This is a genomic window from Maricaulis sp. (assembly GCF_034670125.1).
In the GTDB taxonomy this organism is placed as follows: domain Bacteria; phylum Pseudomonadota; class Alphaproteobacteria; order Caulobacterales; family Maricaulaceae; genus Maricaulis.
The window spans coordinates 43,256-66,519 of record NZ_JAXMOC010000006.1 but is presented as its reverse complement, the minus strand read 5'-3'; the positions used below and the strand labels follow the sequence as shown (position 1 = coordinate 66,519).

Annotated in this window: 23 protein-coding genes and 2 tRNA genes; 16 read left to right on the top strand and 9 right to left on the bottom strand. The window is 63.0% G+C overall.

The window, feature by feature from the left end:
- The first annotated feature begins 4 nt into the window (after nucleotides 1-4).
- From VOI18_RS12000 to VOI18_RS11990, 3 genes are all read left to right on the top strand, one after another.
- Complete coding sequence (locus VOI18_RS12000) at nucleotides 5-2,524, top strand: TonB-dependent receptor (RefSeq protein WP_323762655.1); 2,520 nt, start codon at nucleotides 5-7, stop codon at nucleotides 2,522-2,524.
- A 176-nt stretch (nucleotides 2,525-2,700) separates the two neighbouring features.
- Nucleotides 2,701-3,750, top strand: a complete 1,050-nt coding sequence (locus VOI18_RS11995) for a hypothetical protein (protein ID WP_323762654.1) — start codon at nucleotides 2,701-2,703, stop codon at nucleotides 3,748-3,750.
- Nucleotides 3,751-3,753: 3 nt separating this feature from the next.
- The gene (locus tag VOI18_RS11990; protein ID WP_323762653.1) at nucleotides 3,754-4,401 is read left to right on the top strand and encodes a hypothetical protein; all 648 of its coding nucleotides are present in this window, start codon (nucleotides 3,754-3,756) and stop codon (nucleotides 4,399-4,401) included.
- Between the two features lie 29 nt (nucleotides 4,402-4,430).
- On the opposite strand, the gene VOI18_RS11985 is transcribed toward VOI18_RS11990, so the two are convergent.
- The 3 genes from VOI18_RS11985 to VOI18_RS11975 form a co-directional block, all read right to left on the bottom strand.
- The gene (locus VOI18_RS11985; RefSeq protein WP_323762652.1) at nucleotides 4,431-4,910 is read right to left on the bottom strand and encodes a CC0125/CC1285 family lipoprotein; all 480 of its coding nucleotides are present in this window, start codon (nucleotides 4,908-4,910) and stop codon (nucleotides 4,431-4,433) included.
- Nucleotides 4,911-5,785: 875 nt separating this feature from the next.
- Nucleotides 5,786-7,942 carry a methylmalonyl-CoA mutase gene (scpA, locus tag VOI18_RS11980; protein ID WP_323762651.1) on the bottom strand — a complete coding sequence of 719 codons (2,157 nt, stop codon included), beginning with the start codon at nucleotides 7,940-7,942 and terminating at the stop codon, nucleotides 5,786-5,788.
- The gene (locus VOI18_RS11975; protein ID WP_323762650.1) at nucleotides 7,939-9,381 is read right to left on the bottom strand and encodes a methylmalonyl-CoA mutase family protein; all 1,443 of its coding nucleotides are present in this window, start codon (nucleotides 9,379-9,381) and stop codon (nucleotides 7,939-7,941) included. The genes scpA and VOI18_RS11975 overlap by 4 nt, the downstream gene beginning before the upstream one ends.
- A 156-nt stretch (nucleotides 9,382-9,537) precedes the next feature.
- Between VOI18_RS11975 and VOI18_RS11970 the strand changes: the two genes are divergently transcribed.
- Nucleotides 9,538-10,269, top strand: a complete 732-nt coding sequence (locus tag VOI18_RS11970) for a DUF2793 domain-containing protein (protein ID WP_323762649.1) — start codon at nucleotides 9,538-9,540, stop codon at nucleotides 10,267-10,269.
- A gap of 12 nt (nucleotides 10,270-10,281) precedes the next feature.
- Here the strand turns inward: VOI18_RS11970 and pip are convergent, their stop codons facing one another.
- Nucleotides 10,282-11,304 carry a prolyl aminopeptidase gene (gene pip, locus VOI18_RS11965; protein ID WP_323762648.1) on the bottom strand — a complete coding sequence of 341 codons (1,023 nt, stop codon included), beginning with the start codon at nucleotides 11,302-11,304 and terminating at the stop codon, nucleotides 10,282-10,284.
- Nucleotides 11,301-11,744: a hypothetical protein gene (locus tag VOI18_RS11960; RefSeq protein ID WP_323762647.1), complete on the bottom strand. Its 444-nt coding sequence runs from the start codon at nucleotides 11,742-11,744 to the stop codon at nucleotides 11,301-11,303. The genes pip and VOI18_RS11960 overlap by 4 nt, the downstream gene beginning before the upstream one ends.
- Before the next feature lie 449 nt (nucleotides 11,745-12,193).
- Between VOI18_RS11960 and VOI18_RS11955 the strand changes: the two genes are divergently transcribed.
- Complete coding sequence (locus VOI18_RS11955) at nucleotides 12,194-12,598, top strand: hypothetical protein (RefSeq protein WP_323762646.1); 405 nt, start codon at nucleotides 12,194-12,196, stop codon at nucleotides 12,596-12,598.
- A gap of 302 nt (nucleotides 12,599-12,900) precedes the next feature.
- Here VOI18_RS11955 and VOI18_RS11950 read toward each other — a convergent pair whose 3' ends face one another.
- Nucleotides 12,901-13,569, bottom strand: a complete 669-nt coding sequence (locus VOI18_RS11950; RefSeq protein WP_323762645.1) for a transposase — start codon at nucleotides 13,567-13,569, stop codon at nucleotides 12,901-12,903.
- 157 nt (nucleotides 13,570-13,726) lie between these two features.
- Between VOI18_RS11950 and VOI18_RS11945 the strand changes: the two genes are divergently transcribed.
- A complete protein-coding gene (locus tag VOI18_RS11945; RefSeq protein ID WP_323762644.1) occupies nucleotides 13,727-14,188 on the top strand; it encodes a hypothetical protein in 462 nt (153 codons plus the stop codon).
- Between the two features lie 493 nt (nucleotides 14,189-14,681).
- Here the strand turns inward: VOI18_RS11945 and VOI18_RS11940 are convergent.
- Nucleotides 14,682-14,756, bottom strand: a tRNA-Thr gene (locus tag VOI18_RS11940).
- A gap of 104 nt (nucleotides 14,757-14,860) precedes the next feature.
- Between VOI18_RS11940 and VOI18_RS11935 the strand changes: the two genes are divergently transcribed.
- The 10 genes from VOI18_RS11935 (at nucleotide 14,861) to VOI18_RS11890 (ending at nucleotide 20,313) form a co-directional block, all read left to right on the top strand.
- Nucleotides 14,861-15,070 carry a hypothetical protein gene (locus VOI18_RS11935; RefSeq protein ID WP_323762643.1) on the top strand — a complete coding sequence of 70 codons (210 nt, stop codon included), beginning with the start codon at nucleotides 14,861-14,863 and terminating at the stop codon, nucleotides 15,068-15,070.
- A gap of 99 nt (nucleotides 15,071-15,169) precedes the next feature.
- On the top strand, nucleotides 15,170-16,441 hold the full coding sequence (gene murA, locus VOI18_RS11930; RefSeq protein WP_323762642.1) for a UDP-N-acetylglucosamine 1-carboxyvinyltransferase: 1,272 nt from the start codon (nucleotides 15,170-15,172) through the stop codon (nucleotides 16,439-16,441).
- Between the two features lie 16 nt (nucleotides 16,442-16,457).
- Nucleotides 16,458-16,919 carry a DUF2948 family protein gene (locus VOI18_RS11925; RefSeq protein WP_323762641.1) on the top strand — a complete coding sequence of 154 codons (462 nt, stop codon included), beginning with the start codon at nucleotides 16,458-16,460 and terminating at the stop codon, nucleotides 16,917-16,919.
- Nucleotides 16,916-17,398, top strand: a complete 483-nt coding sequence (locus VOI18_RS11920; protein WP_323762640.1) for a UPF0262 family protein — start codon at nucleotides 16,916-16,918, stop codon at nucleotides 17,396-17,398. Before VOI18_RS11925 ends, VOI18_RS11920 begins: the two co-directional genes overlap by 4 nt.
- Entirely contained in the window at nucleotides 17,395-17,829 is a 435-nt protein-coding gene (locus tag VOI18_RS11915; protein WP_323762639.1) for a low molecular weight phosphatase family protein, read from the top strand. The genes VOI18_RS11920 and VOI18_RS11915 overlap by 4 nt, the downstream gene beginning before the upstream one ends.
- A 132-nt stretch (nucleotides 17,830-17,961) precedes the next feature.
- Nucleotides 17,962-18,180 (top strand): translation initiation factor IF-1, encoded by a 219-nt coding sequence (infA, locus tag VOI18_RS11910; protein WP_011643070.1) that lies wholly within the window; start codon nucleotides 17,962-17,964, stop codon nucleotides 18,178-18,180.
- A 24-nt stretch (nucleotides 18,181-18,204) separates the two neighbouring features.
- Complete coding sequence (locus VOI18_RS11905) at nucleotides 18,205-18,831, top strand: Maf family protein (protein WP_323762638.1); 627 nt, start codon at nucleotides 18,205-18,207, stop codon at nucleotides 18,829-18,831.
- The gene (locus VOI18_RS11900; RefSeq protein WP_323762637.1) at nucleotides 18,828-19,901 is read left to right on the top strand and encodes a ribonuclease E/G; all 1,074 of its coding nucleotides are present in this window, start codon (nucleotides 18,828-18,830) and stop codon (nucleotides 19,899-19,901) included. The genes VOI18_RS11905 and VOI18_RS11900 overlap by 4 nt, the downstream gene beginning before the upstream one ends.
- Nucleotides 19,902-19,934: 33 nt before the next feature.
- Entirely contained in the window at nucleotides 19,935-20,102 is a 168-nt protein-coding gene (locus tag VOI18_RS11895) for a DNA gyrase inhibitor YacG (protein WP_323762636.1), read from the top strand.
- A 136-nt stretch (nucleotides 20,103-20,238) separates the two neighbouring features.
- Nucleotides 20,239-20,313 (top strand) — tRNA-Phe (locus VOI18_RS11890).
- A gap of 71 nt (nucleotides 20,314-20,384) precedes the next feature.
- On the opposite strand, the gene VOI18_RS11885 is transcribed toward VOI18_RS11890, so the two are convergent.
- Together VOI18_RS11885 and VOI18_RS11880 are read right to left on the bottom strand one after the other, a co-directional pair.
- The gene (locus tag VOI18_RS11885) at nucleotides 20,385-21,782 is read right to left on the bottom strand and encodes a hypothetical protein (RefSeq protein ID WP_323762635.1); all 1,398 of its coding nucleotides are present in this window, start codon (nucleotides 21,780-21,782) and stop codon (nucleotides 20,385-20,387) included.
- A gap of 340 nt (nucleotides 21,783-22,122) precedes the next feature.
- Nucleotides 22,123-23,223, bottom strand: a complete 1,101-nt coding sequence (locus VOI18_RS11880; RefSeq protein ID WP_323762634.1) for an NADH:flavin oxidoreductase — start codon at nucleotides 23,221-23,223, stop codon at nucleotides 22,123-22,125.
- Nucleotides 23,224-23,264 lie beyond the last annotated feature (41 nt).

Here is a 23,264-nt window from a genome sequence, read left to right as displayed (position 1 = left end):
GAGTATGTCATCCACCAAACGCACACTTCTGTTCGCAGCTGCCTCGGCCATCGCTTTGACCGGCGCCCAGGCTGCCGCCCAGGAGAGCCGCTCAGTCGACGTCATCACCGTGACGGCGCAAAAGCGCGAACAAGGTATCCAGGACGTTCCGGTTGCCGTGACGGCCTACAACGCCGAGCTGCTCCAGAACGCCGGCGTTCGTGACCTGAAAGACCTGGCCGTCATCGCGCCGGGCATCAACGTCACGTCGACCTCGAATGAATTCGTCACCACCGCCCGCATCCGCGGCATCGGTACGGTTGGCGACAATCCGGGTCTTGAATCATCGGTCGGCATCGTGATCGACGGTGTGCCGCGCGCCCGTAATGGCGTCGGCTTCAATGATCTTGGTGAGCTTGAGCGCATCGAAGTGCTGCGTGGCCCGCAGGGGACACTGTTCGGCGCCAACACCTCGGCCGGCATCATCAATGTCGTGACCAAGCGTCCGGAATACGAGTTCAGCTCGCACGCGGAACTGGAATATGTCGCCGGCTCCGAAGAGGGCTATGGCGTGGCTGGCGGTTTCACCGGTGGTGTTGCCGACAACCTCGCAATGCGCGTGTTCGGCGCCTATCGCGAGCGTGACGGTTTCCAGACGGTGGAAACGTTCGGCGGACCGCGCACCGAAGACCGCGATGGCGATCAGGATTATTACACGCTGCGCACGCAGTTCCTGCTCGACTTCACCGACAATATCAGCCTGCTCCTGTCGGCTGACTATACCAAGCGGGAAGAATTCTGCTGTGGCGCACCGAGCCTTGTCTCCGGTCCGACCGCCGCTGCAATCAATGCCCTGGTGCCGGGCGCGCGCCCGCTGGCCGGGTCCGAAGACCCGTTCAGCCGCGTGATCCAGGCCAACCGCGATACCGGTCAGAACATCATCGACCACGGTTACAGCGGCGAGCTGACCTGGGAGTTCGACAACTTTGACATGACGGCCATCGTCTCGGACCGCAGCTACAGCCTGCGTTCCGGTCAGGACACCGACTTCACCGGTGCCGATATCGTGTTCCGTAATGCGGAAAACAACACGTTTGACTTCGACAACACCACGTTCGAGCTGCGCTTCTCCGGCGAGGGCGAGAGCGTCGACTGGCTGTTCGGCATGTATTTCTCGGACGAGAACCTCGTTCGCGGCGATGCCATCCAGATGGGCAGTGTCTTTGAACCCTATCTCGGCCTGCTCGGTGGCAGCCCGACCCTGGTCACCGATCTGGCCAATGGTCTCGGCTTTACCTTCATTCCGGGCTTCGGCGGTCTGGCTCCGGGTTCCGGCGCCCCGCTCGGCGGTGGCAACCCGCTGGGTGACACCTTCACCCAGCAGGGTGAAAGCCTGAGCTTCTTCACGCACAACACCTGGCATGTGCTGGAAAACACCGACATCACCTTCGGTCTGCGTCACACCAGCACCGACAAGGAAGCGACGTTTGACTTTGCAGACAGCTCCGTGCCGGCCTGTGACGTCTGGGAAGCCGTGTTCGGCGATGCGCTGGACTTCTCGACCCCGACCAACCAGGCCATCCTGGCTGGCTTCTCGGCTGGTTCGGGCGTGCCGGTGGCCTCGCTGGTCCAGTTCGGTACCTTCACCTGCCTGCCGTTCTCGCGTGATGTCTACGCCCAGATCGACAACACCCAGTCGCTGGAAGAAAACCAGTTCTCCGGCCTGCTCTCCGTCTCGCACCGCATCAATGACGACCTTCTCGTCTACGGTACGTTCTCGCGCGGCTACAAGGCGGGTGGCTTCAACCTGGACCGCTTCACACAGGCGGGTTCGTCTGCGGTTGATTTCCAGTCTGTCCTGGCTGATCCGACGTCCTATCCGGCCCGTTTCGATCCGGAAGTCGTCGACAGTGTCGAGCTCGGTTTCAAGACCGAATGGTTCAACGACACGCTGCTGGCCAACCTGTACCTGTTCAGCTCTGACTTTGAGACCTACCAACTGAACACGTTCAACGGCATCGGCTTCTTCGTCACCTCCATCGACGGCGCGTCGACCCAGGGTGCGGAAGCGGAAATCCTGTGGTTGCCGGACAGCATGCCGGGCCTGACCGTTCAGGGTGGTGTCACCTACGCCGACGCGCGTTATGACAACTTCGCACCGACCGGTACGGCCGATGTCGATCGCCTGTCTGGCCAGAACTTCTCGCTGGCGCCGGAATGGTACACCTCGGCTTCGGTGTCCTACACCGGTCAGCTTGAGGGCGGCATGAACTGGCTTGCCCACCTCGATGGCCGCTGGATGTCCGAGCAGAACACCGGCTCTGACCTTGACCCGGAAAAGGTCCAGGACGGCTACATGGTCTTCAATGGCCGCGTCGGTCTCAGCGCCGAGGACGAAGCCTGGTCGTTCGAGCTGTGGGGTCGCAACCTGCTGAACGAAGAATATGTGCAGGTCGGTTTTGACGGACCGTTCCAGCCTGGCTCGTTCAACGCCTTCCTTGGTCAGCCGCGCACCTACGGCGTGACCCTGCGTATGCGCAACTAGGCACACGGTCATTCGTGACAGGAAGGGCCGGAGCGCAAGCTCCGGCCCTTTTTTGCATGCGGGGATGCGGTTTCCCCTATGGAGGTCACTGACCTTTAATGCTATTTCGAGGGTGGACGCGGGCCTTCAATTCGCCTCTTTCCGGTGATTTCTGGCCGCATTCGATGGAAGAATTCATGCCTGACCTCGTTATGACTCCCCGCATTCGCAAAACTGTCCTGATAGCAGCCGGACTCGTTGTCCTCGCAGCCGTCATCCTGTTTTCGTTTGGACCGTTTTCGGTTGGCTCGATCGAGGCCCGGCTCGCAGAGCGCGCGCGTGAGGCCCTTGATTCGCGTGATCATGACTGGGCCAGCGTCCAGATGGATGGCCAGCGCGCCATACTGACCGGGGCGGCGCCGGATGTGGAAGCCCGCGATGATGCGATCGCCACTGTCCTGACTTCAAGCTGGAGCGGCGGTGTGGTTGCCGGTGGTGTCACCCGGGTCATTGACCAAACGGTTGAAGCACGCCTGCAGGCCGGTTTCGTATTCCGCGCCGACGTCGCCACCAATGGCCGGGTGCTGATCCGGGGTGATGCGACCGATGCCGGTGCCCGTGACGCCATTGCCCGCTATGCCAGCACCAATTTTCCCGGTGGGGCCGATACCGATCTGACCCTCGTGCCGGGCGGCTCTGCCTCGCCGGATTGGGAGGAGGCCGCGAAGCGCCTCCTGGGGCAGCTCGCTCGCCTGGACCGTGGGGCGCTGGTTCTGCGCGGTGAGCAGGGCGCGTTGGTGGGAGAGGCTTCAAACCCGCAGATCGCGCGTTCGGTCACCCAGACCCTGCAAGCCATGCCGGACCCGTTTCGGGCGGCGACGGTGATTACACCTGCCGGCGCACCGGCGGAGGTGCGGGTGGAAAATGTCGCCGCCTGCTCGGCGGTGATCCTCGCTGCGCAAGGCACCGAGATGCCGCGCTTCGAGCGCGCCGGTGCGACGCCCAGCCCCTTTACATCGGTTGCCCTGCGGCGGGTCGGGCGCATGTTCGCAGCGTGCCCGGCCGACGCGGCCTTGACGGTCTCGGTCAGGCGCAGCGCCGATGATGCCGAGCTGGACGAGGCGCGGGTCGCCGCCGTAACCGGGCTGGTCACCAATGTAGTCGCGGACAATCCGCGCGTTTTCGTCGTTCTGACTGATCGTCAGGACGACGCCATATCATTCGCAATCGCGACGCTTGAGGGCTGAGGCATGTTTTACCTGATCTGGGAAATGGGGATATTGTTGCTGTTGGCGGTCGGGTTCGGCGTCTTCGTCGGCTACCAACTCTGGTCCGGCGATGCCCGCAGCGCCGAGGCCGACGCGGCCGTGGCCGAGAATGCGCGCTTGCGTCAGGAAAACGAGAACCTGGCGCGCCGCCTCGGCGAGGCCATGTCCCAAACTCGCGTGGCTGCGCCGGATCCGACGCCGGCCCGCGTCGAAGCGCCAGAGATCGCGATGCCGAAGACGGTCGAGCGTGAAGCTGCCGCGGCGACGCCGGCAACACCGAAGCGGAAACCCGCGGCCAAGTCAGCCAAGCCGAAAACTGCCGCGAAGCCCGCGCCCGAGAAGGTCGTAGCTGGAGACACCAAGGCCGCCGTCAAATCCAAAGTCAGCCCGACGCCGAAATCGGCGCCGAAGCCGGGCAAGCCAGCCGCCGAAGCCGGTGATGACCTCGGTGCCATCAAGGGGCTCGGCCCGAAGGCTGCAGCTGCCCTGAAGGCGGGAGGCGTGACCTCGGTGGCCCAGATTGCCGCCTGGTCGGACGCAGATATTGAGCGTTGGGACGCGGCCATCAATGGTCGCGGCCGGATCGAGCGGGATGACTGGGTCGGTCAGGCCAAAAAGCTGGCTGGCTGAACGCGGTCGGGTTGATACGGTGACAGGTCTCAGGGCCCGGCCAGATTGACCAGGACGTCGCGCGCGTCATAGGCGTTGGGATCTGGCGGCAAGGGCCCCGATCGTATCAGAATCACCAGCGAGACCGATTTTTCACCGGCATCCCCGTCAAAACGCAGGCCGAGACCGACACCGCGGGATGACCGCCCGCGTGACCCGGATGAGATGCTGACGCCGGTCGAAACCCCGACCGGGTTGCGGTCATTGCCATCCAGGGTGCGGCTGGTTACCAAAAACCAATCGCCACCATTGTTCAGCGTGATCTCGGCGGCCCGGCGCAGGGCCATGCTCTCGGCTTCGTCAAATTCCATGTCCGCGCCGGACGCGAAGCGGACACGAAAACGGTCCTGTTCGATCCTGGTGTCTGTATAGCCCCGGTCGCCATCGCCAGCGGGCGCATAAACGGACGGGCTGCTGGCGCAAGCGGTCAGCGTGGCGGCAAGGATGAGGCAAGCAAGGACCGGTCGCATCGCTGTCTCCTGAAGCATGATGACAGCGCAGGGTGACACAGGCTGGCTGACAGGTCGATGAAGGACGAATGTATCACGCCAGGGATTTCTCCCTCGGCAACGTTCACGGCTTTTCGTCTTCGCACGCAATAGCGCCGAAGGATGGGAGGGAACGGGATGTCGGCGGACACCAGGGTGTCCGTTTGGCTGGTAGGCGGTGTCCGTGGTGTCCTCGGCATCCCGCTCGCGGAGGTTTCCCGGGCTGTCTCCACCCCGATTCCAATGCGTCAGGTAGATGGGGTCGGTCGTTTAGTGCCCCGCGACCTGGTCGCACGCCCTGCCGGAGCTTTGGAGTGTCACATCCAAGGCGCGGACAGGCTCCGCTCGTTTCCGGGCACAAGTGACTGAGCTCGTGCCTCCCGTCCCGAAAACCGAAGCCATTATGTGTCGGCGGATAAGGGGGGAGGATAAGTTTTCTCGATTATTAGCTGGCGCGCACTTTCCCTCTCCCCTGGGAGAGGGTCAGGGTGAGGGGTAAATCCCGGTGACCGCAGGAAAATTCCCCCCTCATCCGGCCTCCGGCCACCTTCTCCCAAGGGAGAAGGAAAGAGGCGCACAACGGGGATAAGTCGCGTCCGGGAGGGGGCGCGCAGCGCTCACCCGCCCATTCATCACTTGCCGGGACGTCGCCGTATCCGGTTTTCCAGGTCAAGGGCGGCATAGCCGCCGCTTCGCGGTTTCACCCTTGAGCTGGAAAACCGGATGCGGCCTGCTCGCTGACAAGTCATGTATGGCGCAAACCGCGGGGCGCGCGAGTTTCGGCGGGGCAGGCGCGTTTCTTTCTCCCCCGCTGCGCGCACCACCACCGCGCCTTTTTCGGGCGAGGACCGGCTGCCTCAACCGTCCTCCAGCTCCATCCCCATGCGCTCCAGCAGCACCAGGGCGCTGTCGGCGATCACGGTGCCGGGCGGGAAGACTGCGGCGGCGCCCATTTGGCGCAGCACGGGTTCGTCATCGGGCGGGATGACACCCCCGACCACGATAAGGATATCATCACGGCCGCGCTGGCTGAGGGCGGTTCTCAACTCCGGCACCAGGGTCAGGTGCCCGGCAGCCAGGGACGAGGCCGCAGCGGCGTGAACCTTCTCGGAGACAGCCAGGCCGGCGGCTTCTTCCGGTGTCTGGAAAAGCGGTCCGACGACGACCTCCCAGCCCAGATCCGCATAGGCCGAGGCGACGACTTTCTGGCCACGGTCATGGCCGTCCTGACCCAGCTTGGCGATCAGGATTTTCGGCTTTTCACCGAAGCGTGCCTCGAAGGCCTCGGCGAGGGAGCGGGCTTTCTTCACCCGGTCATCATCACCCGCGACCTCGCCATAGACACCCTTGACCGTCTTGATCTTGGCGACATGTCGGTTGAAGGCGGTTTCCATCGCGTCGGAGATCTCGCCGACCGTGGCCTTGGCCCTCGCGGCATCGACGGAGAGGGCGAGCAGATTGCCGGTCCCGGTGCGGGCCGCCTCGGCGAGAGCGTCCAGCGCGGCCTTGAGCGCCTTGGGATCACGTTCGGCGCGCAGGCGTTCCAGCTTTTCGATCTGCTGTTTGCGGACGAGATAATTGTCGACCTTGAGGACGGGCACGTCCTCTTCCTCGTCGAGGCGGAACTTGTTGACCCCGGTAATGGTCTGGCGACCGCTGTCGATCTGGGCCTGGGTGCGCGCCGCGCCTTCCTCGATGCGCAGTTTGGGAATGCCGGCCTCGATGGCCTTGGCCATGCCGCCCAGCGCGTCGACCTCGGCGATATGGTCGAGCGCCCGGGCCGCGAGGTCATGGGTCAGGCGTTCTATGTAGTGAGAGCCGCCCCAAGGATCGATAGCATCGCAAAGATGCGCTTCGCCAGCCAGCAATAGCTGGGTATTGCGGGCGATGCGGGCCGAAAAATCAGTCGGCAGGGCGAGGGCCTCGTCCAGCGAATTGGTGTGCAGGGACTGGGTGTGTCCATCGACGGCAGCAATGGCTTCCAGCGCCGTGCGGCCGACATTGTTGAACACGTCCTGGGCGGCGAGCGACCAGCCGGATGTCTGGCAGTGGGTGCGCAGGCAGATCGACTTGTCGGACTTGGGATTGAAATGCTCCTTGACCAGCTTGGCCCACAGCAGGCGCGCCGCGCGCAGCTTGGCGATCTCCATGAAGACATTCATGCCGATGCCGAAGAAGAAGGAGAGGCGCGGCGCGAAGGTGTCGACGTCGAGGCCGGCATCAATCCCGGTCTGGATGTATTCCAGCCCGTCGGCGATCGTGTAGGCGAGTTCCAGGTCCGCCGGGGCACCCGCCTCCTGCATGTGATAGCCGGAGATCGAAATCGAGTTGAAGCGTGGCATGTGCTCGGACGTGTACTCGAAAATGTCCGAAATGATCCGCATCGATGGCACCGGCGGGTAGATATAGGTGTTGCGGACCATGAACTCCTTGAGGATGTCGTTCTGGATCGTCCCCGAGAGTTGTTCCGGCTTCACGCCCTGTTCCTCGGCGGCGACGATATAGAGCGCCATGATCGGCAGGACGGCGCCATTCATCGTCATCGACACCGACATCTCATCCAGCGGAATGCCGTCAAACAGGGTGCGGGTGTCATAGATCGAATCGATGGCCACGCCGGCCATGCCGACATCACCGGCGACGCGCGGATGGTCACTGTCATAACCGCGATGGGTGGCCAGATCGAAAGCGACAGAGAGGCCTTTCTGGCCGGCCGCCAGATTGCGGCGATAAAAGGCGTTTGAGTCTTCTGCCGTCGAGAAACCGGCATATTGGCGAATCGTCCACGGGCGCTGACCGAACATGGTCGGGTAGGGGCCGCGCACGAAGGGGGCGGCGCCGGGGACGGAGCCCAGAAAGTCGATCCCGTTGCTGTCTTCGGCGCGGTATTGCGACTGCACCGGAATGCCTTCGGCGGGCGTCCAGGGCTCACGGGAGCCACTGCCGGGGCTGCGTGCTTCGCCCAGCTCGATCGTGGTGAAATCAGGGGCAATGTTTTGGGATGTCAGGGTCATTGTGCCGCCTCCATCTCAGCTTCAAATCGCGCGGCGAAACGGGTCGCGACAAGTGCATCCTCCGGCGCGTCGAGGTCTGGCCAGGCCCCGTCCGTCTCGACGGGGCGCGGGTCGGGATCCTTGTATTGCGTGACACCGAGGATCTGGGCCTCGCCGCTGGCGATCCGGGCCAGCGAGGCCTCGCGCGATTTGCCGATCTCGCCCTGCAGCCAGCCTGTGGCAAAGGCGTCGACCAGACCACCGCGACGCTCGATCTCCTGGAACAGGGACCAGGCCGATTGCGCCAGGCTGTCAGCCAGGGTCTCGTGCAGGTAAGAGCCGGCAGCCGGGTCGGTGACCTTGCCCAGATGGCTCTCCTCGGCGAGCAGGATGTGAAGATTGCGGGCGACCCGGCGCGCAAAGCCGGTCGGGCGACCGATGGCTTCGGTCATCGGTCGCACGGTGATCGCGTCGGCGCCGCCAGCGGCCGCGGCAAAACCGGCGCAGGCATTGCGGATCAGATTGGTCCAGGCGTCACGGGCTGAGAGCATGCGCGCGGCGGTGGTGACATGCAGCGACAGGCGCCGCGCCTCACCCGTAGCGCCGAAGCTTTCCGCGATGCGGGCAAAGATGCGGCGCGCGGCGCGCAGCTTGGCGATGGTGAGGTGGATGTCGGCGTCGGCGGCCAGGCGCGCCTCAATGGCTTTGGCTGCGGCATTGGCGTCCAGCCCGGTCTTCATCATCAGGCGCATATAGGTCGCAGCCGATGCGGCCATGATGGCCAGTTCCTGGCTCTCACTGGCGCCTGCCTCGAACATGTGGGCGGCGTCGCAGCGGAAGACCTTGAGATTGGGGAAAGCGGCCTGGGCCAGCTCGGTCAGGGCGGCGGCCTTGGGGAAACAATCCTCATCCAGCGCGATACCCTGCCGGGCGGCGCGCTCGACCGGGTGGAGCCCGAGTCCCCCGCTGACAAGCTCCCCGTCGATGCGGCGACGGGCAAACAGGGTCAGCAGCAGGTGGGCGTGGTGGCCCTGTCCGCCCAGACTGTCCAGATGGATAGGCGCGAGGGTGAGGTCGACGCCTTTCAGGGCCGCGTCCAGCAATTCGATCTCATTCGCCTTGAGGCCGAATTGACCCGTCGGATCGAGCCGCAGCTCCAATTCGGAGACGCCGCCCATCAGATCATCCAGCGCGGCGGTATTGGCCGCCTCGGGCGAGGCTTCGACCAGGGTCTGACGGATACCCCAGGGCAGGTGGAGGTCGCGCGGCGCCGCATCGACAGCATGGCTGCCATCCGGGCGCGCGAAGAAGGCCGGGCCGCGCTTGATGCCGTCGATCGTGGTGCGGCCGAGCGTGGCGTCGAAATCGGCGCCGCGCAGGGCTTTTTCGGCCAGGGCCGTCCAGCTGGCCGGCGTCTGGGCCGGGAAATCCCCGGCGAGGGCGCGGATAGTGTCAGTCATGCCCGGTTTCCTCGATCTTGGTGGTGTCTTTGTGCGGCGGAGAGAAAGCGCGCACGGCGCGTGCGTCAAGTGGGTCACTGAAGCGAGGACAGTGTGGCCGCTTATCCCCGCTTCCCCATCTTGCCACAGACTGGCGGGCCAGCGAGGAGAAACCCCATGTCCCAGACCAGTCCGACACTCGATCTGCCGCTCGTCATGCCCGCCCAGGCGCAAAAACATGTCACCGTGAACGAGGCACTGATGCGGCTCGATGCCCTGGTGCAGGCCGTCGTGGAAAGTCGCAGCGTGACGGCGGAACCCGCCACGCCGGCCGAGGGCGCCGCCTGGATCATCCCGGACGGGGCCAGCGGTGACGCCTGGTCGAGCCTGGAAGCCGGCGACATTGCCGTCTGGCGGGACGGATACTGGACCGGCTTCACCCCGGCCGACGGCTGGCGGGTATCGGTCATTGATGAGCAGGCCAGCCTTTTCTGGGACACAGCCAACGCCCGCTGGCGGCCGGCGCCATCCGATACGGTCCTGACGCAGGGCAATGGCGGCGCCGCAACCCGCGCCTTGATCATCGAGGAGACCCTGACCGGGCTGAGCGGTTCGGTTGTGGCCAGCGCAGTCGTCATTCCCGCCCGTGCGGTGGTCTTCTGTGTGTCGGTGCGAACCGTTTCAGCGATCACCGGCGCAAGCTCGTTCGATTGCGGCCTGTCCGGCGAGCGCACCAAGTTCGGCGGCTCGCTGGGCATAGCCGAAGGCGCCAGCAATCTGGGCGTGATCGGTCCGACGGCCCTTTATTCGGATACGCCGATCGAGCTGGCGGCCAATGGTGGTGATTTCACAGGCGGCGAGGTCGCCATCGCAATCCACGCCTGGATGCCGGTCGCGCCGGACGCCTGACCCGCTCACCTCCTACAGGGCGATGCGGGAGACCACGGCATCGACAAGCGAGTTCAGCTCGGCCTGGCTGACCTCGGTCATGCCGTGCCCATTGACCGCAACCAGCCGGAAATCGGCGTGCGGACAGGCCGCGGCGAGGTCAAAGGCGGTGCGGGCCGGGCACACCATGTCGTAGCGGCCGTGCAGGATGCCCATCGGAATGTCCGCCAGTCGGCCGGCCTTGGCCAGCAATTCGCCTTCCTCGAGGAAACACCCCTGGCTGAAATAATGCGCTTCGATCAGCGAGTGGGCGGCGACAAAGCCGGCGCCCCGCGCCGCCAGTCCGGCCCGCACCGCCTCCGGCGGATTGTCGAGATAGGAGAGGCGGTCCTCATACTCGGTCCAGCGATAGACGGCCGAGCGGCGCAGGGTTTCGAGCGGGGTCGAGAGGTCAGCCAGGCCTGCCAGGTCCGGAAGCCCGCGCGCGACTTCGTCCTGCATCTCGGCAAGATACCAGCGCATGATCGCCTTGGGTGACGCGCGGTCTGCTTGCGGGACCGGCGCGATGAAGGTCGCAAAGGCGTCGGGAAAGAGGGTCGGCGCGCCGTCCGGGCTGTGCCACCAGTCGAGTTCAACCGCGCGGGCGGTAAAGATGGCCCCGACAATGAGGCCAATGACGACGTGTGGATGCGTCTGGGCATAGGCCAGCGCCAGCGTCGATCCCCAGGACGGGCCGAACACCATCCAGCGTTCGATCGAGAGGTGTTGGCGCAGGGCTTCCAGATCGCCGACCAGATGGGCGGTCGTATTGGCCGTTAGCGACAGGTGCGGCGTCGAACGACCGGCGCCGCGCTGGTCGAGCAGGATGATGCGGAAACGCTGCGGGTCGAACATCTTCCGGAACTTGTCGGAAATCCCCGATCCCGGACCGCCATGCAGCACCAGCAGCGGGATGCCGTCCGGGTTTCCGGCGCTTTCCCAATAAATCGCATGCCCGTCACCGACGTCCAGATGGCCGCTCTGGTGCGGCGTGCAGGGCGGGTGAAAGGCGCTCATCGGGTGTCGGTCGCGAGGGAGGCTGCAGGCAGCGGAGCCAGGTCGACCCGTTCGAGCGGTGTCGAGGACGGCGCGACGGTCGACTGATAGGTCGCGGTCGCGCCCTGGAAACTGACATGCACCGTCCACGCACAGTCGCCCGTGCTCGCGTCCGGTTCCGGCGAAACCGTCGCGGCGAGTTCATGCAGCAGCACATCCGGCCCGTCGGCCAGGGGGCTGAATTCCAACCGGTACCCGGTCGCCGCATAGCGCGTCTCGATCAGCTCGCGCGCATGCACCAGGTCCAGCGGACAGGCGTGCCGGTCCGCCATCCGTTCGGTCATGTTCAGGATGGAGTAGATGACCGGAACGGGTTCCGCCTCGGCATGCGTCTCGTCGCTGGCAGACACAATCGCTGCCGCGCCCAGTACGGCCACGGTCAGCACTCCCAAAGCGCGCACCCAGTCTGATTGAAAAACCTGCAAACCCCGCCCCGTCTACCGCCGGTCGCCACCCCACAGACGACGAGCCCAACGCTCCCAAGCCAATACCAGACACCGCCACCGCGGCAAGGGGCGGGGGCAATTGTTTTACGGCATACATTCGGCAAGGGGTTTATGGTGCGGTGGGCGCATCGGGTCCGCTCGACGCTCGCAGCGTGCCGGTCGCTCGAGCTACGCGGGGGCTCCGCTCCCGGCACGCTCGCCACATCACAAACCATGGACTATGAAAGGCTCAGACTCTCGAAATAATCGAGGGACCCGAGGGGCTCAGGTCAACTGGATGCGGGATAAATGCTGTGTGTCCCTGTTTTGTCCAAATTCCGGGCGCACAAGTGGGGAGGCTTCGGAGCGGCAGATCGATGCTCCAAGGTGTTCGGAAACGGATACCTACTCAACAACAGAGGTTGATGGAGGAAATTGAAATCGTGCAGAATAGGGCTGAGAAATTTTTGTCAGAAGGACGCCTGTTTGAGATGCTTATTGGCGCCCCTGGATATGAGATTGTGGAGCCTACGTTTGGTGGTGTAAACTACACAATGATATTTACCGCTCTCTACAAGTGGCAAAACAAATTCTGTTTTCGTCGCAACTTCGCGTGGCAGACGATCAAGCGTGCTTTTAACTATATGCGGGCGGAAGGTGGCCGTAACGCGGCGGTTAATTTGGCGTACGCCTGTTTTCAATATCGAAAAAAACTACGGTACTCATGTGCCCGAATTCGTATTCTTGTCTGGGGCCTTGAGGATTACAAAAGCAATGATGATGACTCTCGCGTATCTATTATAATGTCTGGTAAAGGTTATGCTGTATAGGTGTGGGTAAAGTGTGGCGAACACGAGCTAGCTCATGGCGTGACTTAATGGGGAATGTACCGTTCTTTACTCATGGCTTACCACGCTTCGGTCTGGTCGGTCGGGGCAGAGGTCGCGTCCGAATATGGGAACCGTAAATAGTTAGTGACATGGCCGTAATCGCACATGGTCACGCTCTTTGGGGAAACCGGGACAGACACAATTAGTCCACCTTATCCGCCGCGCCGCGGCGCAAACTTCACCCTAAACCGCTTGCCGAGAGACCGCCGGACGAGAAACTGGGACAGGCACATTTTTCCCGTTCATTCTGTCGCTTTCTTGAGTGGCCGCCCGCGTGTTTTGGGCCGCAGGTCACGGCCTGATCTGGTTTCCAGTGCTGAGATCCAATCATCCGCTCCCATCGGATAGCCGGTCCCGGTAAAGTATCCGATCCGGGCTTCGATGGCCGGGTCCAGGCCTTGGTACAGATAGGTATTCCAGTCGGGAATGCGCTCCAGGAAGGGCACCGCCGACAAGAGCGGATCGGGCTCGCCGGTGAGGTGGGCGCGGGCACTCGACCAAGGCCAGTCCCGGGCCTGCTGACATAGCTTTGCCTTCACCGGATTCAGCTCGACATAGCGTACGGCGATCAGTGCATGGGACTCGTCCATGGCGCTCGAACCAAACCGTCCCTGCCATAAACAGCCGCTCCAGCCCTCGCGAGCATTGACGTGCCGCGTATAGGATTGGTGCGTGCGCTTGAGTGCTGCGCCAAGGCCGGTTTGATCATGCGGCTCCAGGATCAGATGGACATGGTTGGGCATCAAACAATAAGCCCAGCAGGCCACATCGAACTGCATGCAAGCGCTTTGCAGCAGGTCGAGATAGAGCGCATAGTCCTCGTCGTTGAAGAAAGTCTGCTGCCGCCGGTTTCCCCTCTGGGTGACATGATGGGGATAGCCAGGAAGAACGAAGCGTGCGGTACGGGGCATGGCTGCAGTTATGCGGATGCGGACCCAAAGTGCAACCTAAACGAGAAGGTGGGGCGCGGAAAATGTGTCTGTCCCGGTTTCTTTCCGGAAACTGGGGGCTCTTTAGTGCAGATCACATTGCGGTGCTCGCGGTGCAATTGAATGGAGGTAATTTCTAGTGAAAAAAATTTCCTTGATAGTTTTAGCATTGATGATTTTGTTAGCAGCGCCTGTGAGCGCCGGAGAGAGCGGCGGTACCGAGCCTATAACGCTTACTTATGTTTTTCAGCCGTCCATAAATGCGGTGCTGGTTAATTTGGAATCAAATATTGATTCAGCAATTTGTGCATCAAATGACTTTGTTCCAAATATTTTTGGTCATTTACATGCGCCAAGTGGAAGGTATGAGATAGTCACGAATGGAATAATTTCTCCGAATCAAGGCCGCGAGATCGGTTCATGCCCCGGTGGTTGTGAGTTAATAGTGGTCCCTGGGAGTGATCTATTGTTTGCGATTTCGATGAGTGAATTTGGGGATGTGGAAATTAATCAGGACTCCGTTTTATTGCTAAACTTCGATTATCGAATGTGTGATGTTCCAGATAGCCGATTGTTTGATGGGGGGCGATTTCCCGGATAAATGGGCGTTTTCAGAGGAAACTCTTCGTCAGCCGAGAACGGGTGAGAACAACCGCGAAAAACCGGGGACAGACACAATTAATCTCCCTTATCCGCCGCGCCTCCGGCGCAAACCCCACCCTAAACCGCTTGCCGAGAGACCGCCGTATCCGGTTCTTCAGGTCAAGGGCCGCGTCGCGGCCGCTTCGCGGTTTCACCCTTGAGCTGAAGAACCGGATACGGCCCGTTGGCTGACAAGCGGTGTATGGATGGCTGTGCGCCGCGGCGCCCATAAAACAGCCGAGGTTTCGGCATGTCTTCTTTTCGCGCAGGGCTGTGCGTGGTCTTGCGCGAGGTATCTCGAGAGCAAGGCCCAGGAGGCGGTCAGGTCAGATGGGTTGTAGTAAATCCAAACACGGACAGGCCTGCCGCGACACAATCTCATAAAGCCCGTGTTCGGTGCGTGTTCCGATGCTGTGTCGTGATTTGTCCAAGCAATTTCAGAAGCTTGGAAATGGTGCCGCTAGAGTGAATTGAACACTCGACCTCTCCCTTACCAAGGGAACGCTCTACCCCTGAGCTATAGCGGCGCCGGGTCGCCTTTCGGCGAGCGAGAGCCGGGCATATAACGCAAGCCTGAGCCTGCGCCAAGTGTGTCTTGACGTGATGTGCAGCGTTCGCCATGACCAATTGCATGAGCAAGCCCAGCGATCCCCCCGCCAATCCGCCGCGCGCCAAGCGCGACAAACCGGACCCCAATTCCCGGGAGGCCCGTCTGGCCGAGGCTTTGCGTGCCAATCTGCGTCGCCGCAAGGCGGCGGTGCGCACCCCGGTCGAGGAGGGATCGGAAAATGACAGCGACGCTGCACAAACTGCCTCAGAAAAACCCGCCAGCCCGTCATAATGCCGCCCGGATCGGGCACTGGGATGGGGCCTGCATACAAGCAGGCGCGTCTCGCGTTTCCGTCTCAGGGTTTTCTGCCTGGGGGTTGAAGGAGTACTCATGGACCGGATTGTCATCCAGGGCGGCGCCCGCCTTGAAGGCAGTATTGAAATCAGCGGAGCCAAGAACTCCGCGCTGAAGCTGATGGCCGCGGCGCTGTTGACCGATGAGCCGGTGATCCTCACCCGCATGCCGCGCCTGGCCGACAGCCGCTTTCTGGGGCATCTGCTGGAAAAGCTCGGGGTCGTGGTGTCCGACGGTGAAGAGGCGCAGCTGCATTTGCACGCGGCGACCATTGCCGACACGTTCGCGCCCTACGACCTGGTCCGCAAGATGCGGGCGAGCTTCAATGTGCTGGGTCCGTTGCTGGCGCGCGAAGGCCATGCCCGTGTGTCCCTGCCGGGCGGCTGTGCCATCGGTGCGCGCCCGGTTGATCTCCACCTCAAGGCGCTGAAGGCGCTGGGCGCGCAAATCGAGATTTCCGAAGGCTATGTCTCGGCCAAGGCGCCTAGCGGTGGTCTGGTCGGCGGCGAGATTGATCTGCCCTTTGCCTCGGTCGGCGCGACCGAGCACGCCATGCTGGCGGCTTCGCTGGCCCGCGGCGAGACCGTCATAGAGAATGCGGCCCGCGAGCCGGAGATCGGGGATCTCGCCGATTGTCTCACCGCGATGGGCGCGACGATCGAGGGCGCCGGTACTTCAACCATCCGCATCCAGGGCCAGTCGCGCCTGTCCGGTGTCACCCACAAGGTGGTCGCCGACCGGATCGAGACCGCGACCTATGCGCTGGCCGTTGCCGCGGCTGGCGGCGATGCGGTGCTTGAGGGCGGCGTGCTGGCCCATAACAAGGCGCTGTGGTCGTCGATGGGTGAGGCGGGTGTGACGGTTGAGGCCGTGGCGGACGGCGTGCGGGTGGCCCGCAATGGCTCACGCCTGGACAGTGTCGACATCGAGACCCAGCCCTTCCCGGGTTTTCCAACCGATGCCCAGGCGCAATTCATGGCGTTGATGTCGCTGGCCGACGGGTCATCGGTGATCCGCGAAACCATTTTCGAGAACCGTTTCATGCACGCGCCGGAACTGGCCCGTCTGGGCGCCGACATCACCGTGCATGGCAATGAGGCCGTGGTGCGTGGCGTCGAGCGTCTGCGCGGCGCGCCGGTCATGGCCACCGACCTGCGGGCCTCGGTCAGCCTGGTCATCGCCGGTCTTGCGGCGGAAGGGGAAACCGTGGTCAATCGGGTCTACCACCTTGATCGCGGGTTCGAACGGCTGGAAGCCAAGCTGACCGGCTGCGGCGCCCGCATCGAACGGCTCCCTGACGGAGCCTGAACCACAGGACGAACGGATGACAGCTCCCTTGCGGCTGACGGCACTGGACGAGCCCGATCTCGAGGCTATTTCGGCAGCGCTCCAGGATGCCGTGGCGCTGCTGGGGGATTTCGAACATTCCCGGCGCCTGCGATCATTCACCATGGCCTTCAACAGGTTTTGCTGGGAGGCCGGACGGCGCGACCGGCGTGTCCGGTCGGGCGTCCAGATCGGCCATGTGACCGCCGCCCGTTCGCGCAATATCCGCCAGGGTGCCGAGGATGCGGTGGTCAGCTTGCTGACGATCCGCTTCGAGCCAGGCGAGATGCCGTCGGGGCAGGTGGTCTGCACATTTTCCGGTGGCGGCGAGCTGCGGCTTGATGTCGAATGCCTGGATGTGGTCCTGGTCGACCTGTCGCGCCCCTGGCGGGCAGCGGCGCGACCCCAGCATGATACTGCCGAGGTTGGCGAGTCTGACGGAGACACCCAAACACCATGAGCCAGTCCGACGACAGGATAGTTCGCATCGACCTCGACGGGGCCAGCATGGGGCCGGGCGACGTCAATGCCGACCACGAGCGGCGCGTCGCCATCGCCGACCTATTGGAAGGCAATCGCTTCCGTCCGGACGGTGAGGTCGACGGCCCCTTTGCGCTGCGCCTGGCCATCGAACATGACCGGCTGGTCTTTGATGTGCGCCTGGAAGACGATACGCCGGTCCGCGGCTTCATGTTTGCGTTGGGGCCTTTGCGGCGGATCGTGAAGGATTATTTCCTGATCTGCGAGAGCTATTACGAGGCTGTGCGCGATGCGCCGCTGGAGCGGATCGAAGCGATCGATATGGCCCGGCGCGGTGTCCACAATGAAGGCTCGACGCTGTTGCGCGAACGCCTCGGTGGCAAGATCGAGGTTGATTTCGACACCGCCCGGCGTCTGTTCACCCTGATCTGCGCCCTGCATCGGCGGGCGGCGTCATGAGCCTGCCCTCGGTCCTGTTCGTCTGTGGTCGCAATGCGATCCGCTCGCCCATGGGCGAGGGGTTGTGGCGCCTGCGCTTCGGTCCCGACGCCATTGCCCGCTCCTGCGGCGTCATTCCGGCGGCCTTCGTCGATCCCTTCATGGTCTCGGTCATGCTCGAGAAGAAGGTCGACCTGGAGGACTTTTCGCCGATTGCCCTCAATGGTGTCGGCGACCCGCCGGCCGACCTGATCGTGTCGCTGTCGACCGCCGCTGACCGGATGGCGAAAGAGTATGCGGCGCGCACCGGTGCCGAGTTCCAGGCTTGGCCGATTCCCGATCCCAGCGAGACCGGTGGCAATCGCGACATGAAGATCGCCGCCTATCGCGAAACCCGCGATGCGATTGCGGCCCGCGTCGCGCAGTGGGAACCGACGCCAAAGAGCGCTTGAGTCTCGACTTTTGCCCGCAAGGGGGAGTATACAGCGCGCTCCGGTGCGCGGGCGGCTTGGCGAGTCTGCGGTAACACCCAGAATTCTAAGCCCCCACAGGGTCAGACCGCAGGGTCAGAAACGAGGAGCCGCATGGCGAAAGAAGAACTGTTGGAGTTTCCGGGCGAAGTCACGGAACTGCTTCCGAACGCGACCTTCCGGGTCAAGCTCGAGAATGAACACGAAATCATTGCCCACACCGCGGGCAAGATGCGCAAGAACCGTATCCGCGTACTCGCCGGCGACAAGGTCCTGGTCGAGATGACGCCCTATGATCTGACCAAGGGCCGGATCACCTATCGCTTCAAGTAAGCTTTATTCAGGCGTGGTGACGCGATGACGCTGGCCGACCCGGCATTTCCCCGCCCGCGCCTGATCCTGGCCAGTGCCTCGCCCCGACGCTTCGATCTGCTGAGCGGGGCGGGACTGGGCCCCGACGCGGTCGAACCCACCCATATCGACGAGCACGAGATCCCCGGCGAACTGCCCGGGCCTCTGGCGCTGCGCCTGGCGCAGGAAAAGGCCATGGCCCATCCCGGCAGCGATGACGGCTATATCCTGGCCGCCGATACGGTCGTTGGCGTCGGTCGCCGCATTTTGCCCAAGACCGAGACTGAAGCCGAGGCGCGCCGCTGTCTGGACTTGCTGTCCGGCCGCAATCACCGCGTTTTCACCGGCATCGCCGCGCGGGCGCCGGACGGGCGTTTCGCAGCGCGGGTGGTCGAGACCCGGGTCAAGTTCAAGCGCCTTTCCCGACCGGAAACAGACGCCTACCTCGCCTCGGGCGAATGGCGCGGCAAGGCGGGCGGGTATGCCATCCAGGGCCGGGCGGGGTGTTTCGTGATCAATCTGATCGGCTCCTTTACCGGCGTGGTTGGCCTGCCACTCTATGAAACCGCCAATCTGCTGACGGGGCTGGGCTATCCGGTCACCGCGCGGATGGGTGAGGGAGGTTCGGCATGAACCGGCAGATCCTGATCGAAGAAAACATTGGCGAGACCCGCGCCGCCGTGGCCGAGAATGGCCGCATCGTCGAGCTCTATCTCGACCGCTGGTCGGAGGCCGGTCAGCGGGTCATCGAAGGCGAGATCTACCGCGGCCGTGTGCGCCGGGTCGAGCCAGCCCTGAACGCCGCCTTTGTCGATCTGGGTGTCGGCGATGAGGGTTTTCTGCCTTTCGGCAAGTCCGGGCGACCCAAAGGCCTGCACGAAGGCGCCGCCATCGGTGTGCGCATTGCCCGCGAAGCCTATGCCGAGAAGGGACCGAATCTCGGTCTGGTCGAGGTCGAGCCCGGTGAGGCGCCCGATTGCCTGGAACCGGCCGAGATCCTCGCCCAGCGCCTGGTCCGCACTTTCGGCGATGCCGAGGCGCAATGGGCCGACGAGACCGATTTCGACCTGGAAGCCGCTTTCGATGAAGCGCTGGAACCACAGGTCGCGATTCCCGGCGGCGGTTCGCTCTATATCGAGACGACGCGGGCGATGACGACGATTGATGTCGATGCCGATGGCCGCAAGGGCCAGGGCAATGCCGCCCAGCTGGCCGTCCAGCTCAATAACTCCGCTGCCAAGGAAGCGGCCCGTCAGGCGCGCATGCGCGGCATTGGGGGCATCCTGGCCATCGACTTTGTCCATATGCGTGGGCAGCCGGACCGCAAGGCCGTCGAGCAGACCCTGCGCGGCGCTTTCCGCCGCGACCGGGCCAAGGTCGATGTTGCTCCTCTGTCGCAGTTCTGCATTGGCGAGGTTGCCCGCCAGCGTCGCGGCCGCACCCTGTCAGAGATCATGCTGGAGGCGGATGGCCGCCCGACGGTCGAGACCGCCGCGCTTGCGGCGCTGCGCCGCCTCGACGCGGAGGCCCGGTCGGATCGCTCGCGCAAGCAGCGCCTGACGGTTGGCTCGGAAGTCTTCACCTGGCTCGACAGCGACACCATAGCCTGGCGGGCCGCACTGACCGACCGCATCGGGGCCCGTTTCGAACTGACCGAAAACCCGGATCTGGCACGCCATGACTGCCGTGTCGGTCGCGCCTGACCCCGTCCGCCTCCCCACAAAGGAGACCTCGCCATGAAATGTCCGATCTGCCGCCAGCCGGCCCATCCCGAGTTCAAGCCCTTCTGTTCAAAGCGCTGCGCCGATGTAGATCTGGGCAAATGGGTCAGCGGTTCCTACGCCATTCCAGGCGAGCCGGCCGACGTCGCCGAAGACAACCCTCCGGCCGAAGAAGATCACTAGTGGCACGCGCGGGCCGCTCTGGCGGACCGAGCTGCCACCGGTTGTGATTTCGCTGAAAAGAGCCATGGACACGCCTCCGTGCCCGACCTATAAACCGCGCTCTCGATTGGCTGCCGAGGCAGCTGCTCGACACGGTGCCCGGGTAGCTCAGGGGTAGAGCAGCGGATTGAAAATCCGCGTGTCGGTGGTTCAATTCCGCCCCCGGGCACCATTTATTTCCCGAAATTGTAGGTATGAATGCGAACGGCATCTGTCGGTCGCGCTGCGATTACAGGCTGTGCGTCACGCCGCCTGTTCCAGCAGTTTCTCGAGCGTCGCTTCGATCAGGGGGGCCGGGTTTTTCATGTCCTTGCCGATGACAGCGCCCGAGAAGATCTCGTAGCCGGCATCGATCCCGAACTGCAATTGTTCGGCGGTGTCGACCTGGGTCAGCGCAGCTCTTGCGCCGGCGCGCCTGATCGAGATCGCCTGGTCGACGAGCTTCTTGATCACGCTTTCACTCAGGCCGGTGCGGGCCCATCTGCGTTCCAGCGACGAGCAGTAAATGGCGATCGAGCAGTTCTCAAACCTGTTCAGCCGTACTGTGCCGGGTTCGATCTTGGCCAGCAGGTTGGACCCGAATATCCGCATGGACCGGAACAATTCCTCCATCTGGCCGATCGGCGCGCCGTCGGGGATGCTGTCGACGCGGATGTAGAAGTATTTGCGCTGCGCCTGGGGAATGTTCTGCAGGATGGAAAAATACCGGATCCGGTCCTGTGTACCGATCACGGTCTCATAGTTGACCGGGATCACGATGGCGCATTTCTTCCCGGCTGCGAGCTGTTTGAGAAAGCCGCGCTGGGCTGTCATTGCGACCGCATGATCCATGGTCTGGAGCACTTTGGGATCGTCATTGCCTTGCAGGGTTTGTCGTCCATACAGCTCGGTCCCGTTGTGATGGCGATGGGGCAGGCAGAAATTGGCGGTTATGTATTTGAACTTGGAGTCCCATGACGGCTTGAAAATGATGTCATCCCATTCGGCGGTCGGGACCTTGAATGGCAAGGTTGACAGTTGGTCCAGGTCGCTGGTGGCGTCGATGGTCGGCGGGAGCGACTTGGCGATCTGCTCCGGCGCGGGGGCGGGGATTTCGGGCGTCTTCAGCTTGGCCAGGTCGCGTTCCGCTTTGGCGGCCGCGTCTTCCTTGGCCCTGCGATCCATGTCGCGCCAGTTTCCCGCTGCGTCCTTTTTCGTCGTCCAGGGAACAGCCTCCTTGCTGGCCTTGCCGATTTCGGCGGCTTGGGAGACGTCACTGCGCTTGACCAGTTCGGCGAATTCAGAAACCGACAACTCCTTGGTTTCGGAGCTTATCTCCAAATGCTTGAGGACCCGGTCTCCGAGAAAATAGTGGTTCAACCCGTCGGACAACTCCTTGGTCTTCTCGGCCGCCTCATCTCCGGACAGCACCGCAAACACGAGGATGAAGCCGCCACGACAGCGGACCAGCACGTCGTTCTTGGCAAGCCGCTTTTCGATATACTGCGCCGACACGCTGTAGATCTTCTTGCGCACCTCGATCCACTGTTCACCGACCTCGTTCTTGATCATCTCCAGGTTGATCCACTGGAAATGGCCGATATCGATACCGTCGCGGCCGGTGAGCGCCGTTTTGATCCGTTCGAGGACGTCAGTTGTCACGATATCAATCCATCAAGAGTTGTTATCCGATCATGCTAAGGTGTTGGGAGTTAACGTGTCGTTCAATTGTAGACTGCAACTAACTGTAAATGCGCGAAATTCATAGCGTGTTGATAATGATAGTAAAATTTGGCTCATTTGTTATGCATGAACTGTGATCGGGCGGATCGCCTGACTGAGACGCCAGCTTGGCAGGCCGGTCGCGAGCCCGCGGACCGGTCGCAGACCCGCTCCACGCTAGCCGAACTCTCGCCGACCAGGGCACCCCGGACCGGACATCGCCCACCGCCTCTTGCCGCTCCGCCTGGTGAGCGGAGCGGCGGGGCGGTTCATGCCATCATCAGACCAATTCTTTGAGTTTTTCGGCGCTGAAGTCTTCCAATTCATCGAAGCGGCCGTCGCGTACCTTGGCGGCCCATTCCGGATCGGAAATCAGCGCCCGGCCAACGGCCACCAGGTCGAATTCATTGCGCTCCAGGCGTTCCATCAGGCCGTCCAGCGAAGCAGCCGGCGATCCTTCACCCATGAAGGCTCCGATGAAGTCGGAGTTGAGGCCGACCGAACCGACCGTAATCGCGGGCTTGCCGGTCAGTTTTTGCGTCCAGCCGGCCAGGTTGAGGTCAGACCCTTCGAATTCCGGGATCCAGAACCGGCGAGTGGACGCGTGGAAGATGTCAACACCGGCGTCCGAGAGCGGACCGAGGAATTCGGCGAGCTGGTCGGGCGTGTCGGCGAGGCGGGCATTGTAGTCCTGCTGCTTCCATTGCGAATAGCGCAGGATGAGGGGCAGGTCGGACGGGATTTCGGCGCGGATCGCCTTGATGATTTCCTGGACGATGGTTGTGCGCTCGGTCAGGCCACCGCCATAGCGGTCATCACGCTGGTTCATGCCCTCCCAGAAAAACTGGTCGAGCAGGTACCCGTGGGCGCCATGCATCTCGATGGCATCGAAGCCGATGTCGGCGGCGGCCTTGGCGGCTTTGGCAAAGGCGGCGATGGTGTCGGCGATATCCTCCGCGCTCATCGCCTCGCCAACCTGATTGCCGCCCGGAACAATGCCGGACGGGCTGTCGGAGCGGGCCTCCGGATTGGGCCCGGTCCCGGGCTTGCGGGCAAGGCCGACATGCCAGAGCTGCGGTGCGATCTTGCCGCCGGCCTTGTGAACCGCATCGACGACGTTTTTCCAGCCGGCCAGCGACTCGGCTTGATGAAAATTCGGTATGGCCGCGTCGAAGCTGGCGCCAGGGCGATCCACGGTCGTGCCCTCGGTGATGATCAGGCCAACGGCGTTCTCGGCCCGGCGACGATAATAGTCGACGACCGGTTGACCCGGCACCCCATCGGGGCTTTTGGAACGTGTCATCGGCGCCATTACGATGCGGTTGGGCAGTTGAAGCGAACCCAAAGAAAAAGGCTTGAAGAGGGCGTCGGTCGAGGTCATGCGGGTATCCTTGATGAAACGGTCCGGCCCATCAGATAAGC

Excerpts from the sequence above, each read along its gene's own strand:
- VOI18_RS11975 (WP_323762650.1), bottom strand. The coding sequence starts at position 9,381 with ATGACTGACACTATCCGCGCCCTCGCCGGGGATTTCCCGGCCCAGACG.
- VOI18_RS11990 (WP_323762653.1), top strand. The coding sequence starts at position 3,754 with ATGTTTTACCTGATCTGGGAAATGGGGATATTGTTGCTGTTGGCGGTC.
- VOI18_RS11950 (WP_323762645.1), bottom strand. The coding sequence starts at position 13,569 with ATGCCCCGTACCGCACGCTTCGTTCTTCCTGGCTATCCCCATCATGTC.
- VOI18_RS11895 (WP_323762636.1), top strand. The coding sequence starts at position 19,935 with ATGAAATGTCCGATCTGCCGCCAGCCGGCCCATCCCGAGTTCAAGCCC.
- VOI18_RS11880 (WP_323762634.1), bottom strand. The coding sequence starts at position 23,223 with ATGACCTCGACCGACGCCCTCTTCAAGCCTTTTTCTTTGGGTTCGCTT.
- VOI18_RS11905 (WP_323762638.1), top strand. The coding sequence starts at position 18,205 with ATGACGCTGGCCGACCCGGCATTTCCCCGCCCGCGCCTGATCCTGGCC.
- VOI18_RS11995 (WP_323762654.1), top strand. The coding sequence starts at position 2,701 with ATGCCTGACCTCGTTATGACTCCCCGCATTCGCAAAACTGTCCTGATA.
- VOI18_RS11935 (WP_323762643.1), top strand. The coding sequence starts at position 14,861 with ATGAGCAAGCCCAGCGATCCCCCCGCCAATCCGCCGCGCGCCAAGCGC.
- VOI18_RS11915 (WP_323762639.1), top strand. The coding sequence starts at position 17,395 with ATGAGCCTGCCCTCGGTCCTGTTCGTCTGTGGTCGCAATGCGATCCGC.
- infA (WP_011643070.1), top strand. The coding sequence starts at position 17,962 with ATGGCGAAAGAAGAACTGTTGGAGTTTCCGGGCGAAGTCACGGAACTG.
- VOI18_RS11925 (WP_323762641.1), top strand. The coding sequence starts at position 16,458 with ATGACAGCTCCCTTGCGGCTGACGGCACTGGACGAGCCCGATCTCGAG.
- scpA (WP_323762651.1), bottom strand. The coding sequence starts at position 7,942 with ATGACCCTGACATCCCAAAACATTGCCCCTGATTTCACCACGATCGAG.
- VOI18_RS11900 (WP_323762637.1), top strand. The coding sequence starts at position 18,828 with ATGAACCGGCAGATCCTGATCGAAGAAAACATTGGCGAGACCCGCGCC.
- VOI18_RS11955 (WP_323762646.1), top strand. The coding sequence starts at position 12,194 with ATGGAGGAAATTGAAATCGTGCAGAATAGGGCTGAGAAATTTTTGTCA.
- VOI18_RS12000 (WP_323762655.1), top strand. The coding sequence starts at position 5 with ATGTCATCCACCAAACGCACACTTCTGTTCGCAGCTGCCTCGGCCATC.
- murA (WP_323762642.1), top strand. The coding sequence starts at position 15,170 with ATGGACCGGATTGTCATCCAGGGCGGCGCCCGCCTTGAAGGCAGTATT.
- VOI18_RS11920 (WP_323762640.1), top strand. The coding sequence starts at position 16,916 with ATGAGCCAGTCCGACGACAGGATAGTTCGCATCGACCTCGACGGGGCC.
- pip (WP_323762648.1), bottom strand. The coding sequence starts at position 11,304 with ATGAGCGCCTTTCACCCGCCCTGCACGCCGCACCAGAGCGGCCATCTG.
- VOI18_RS11970 (WP_323762649.1), top strand. The coding sequence starts at position 9,538 with ATGTCCCAGACCAGTCCGACACTCGATCTGCCGCTCGTCATGCCCGCC.
- VOI18_RS11985 (WP_323762652.1), bottom strand. The coding sequence starts at position 4,910 with ATGCGACCGGTCCTTGCTTGCCTCATCCTTGCCGCCACGCTGACCGCT.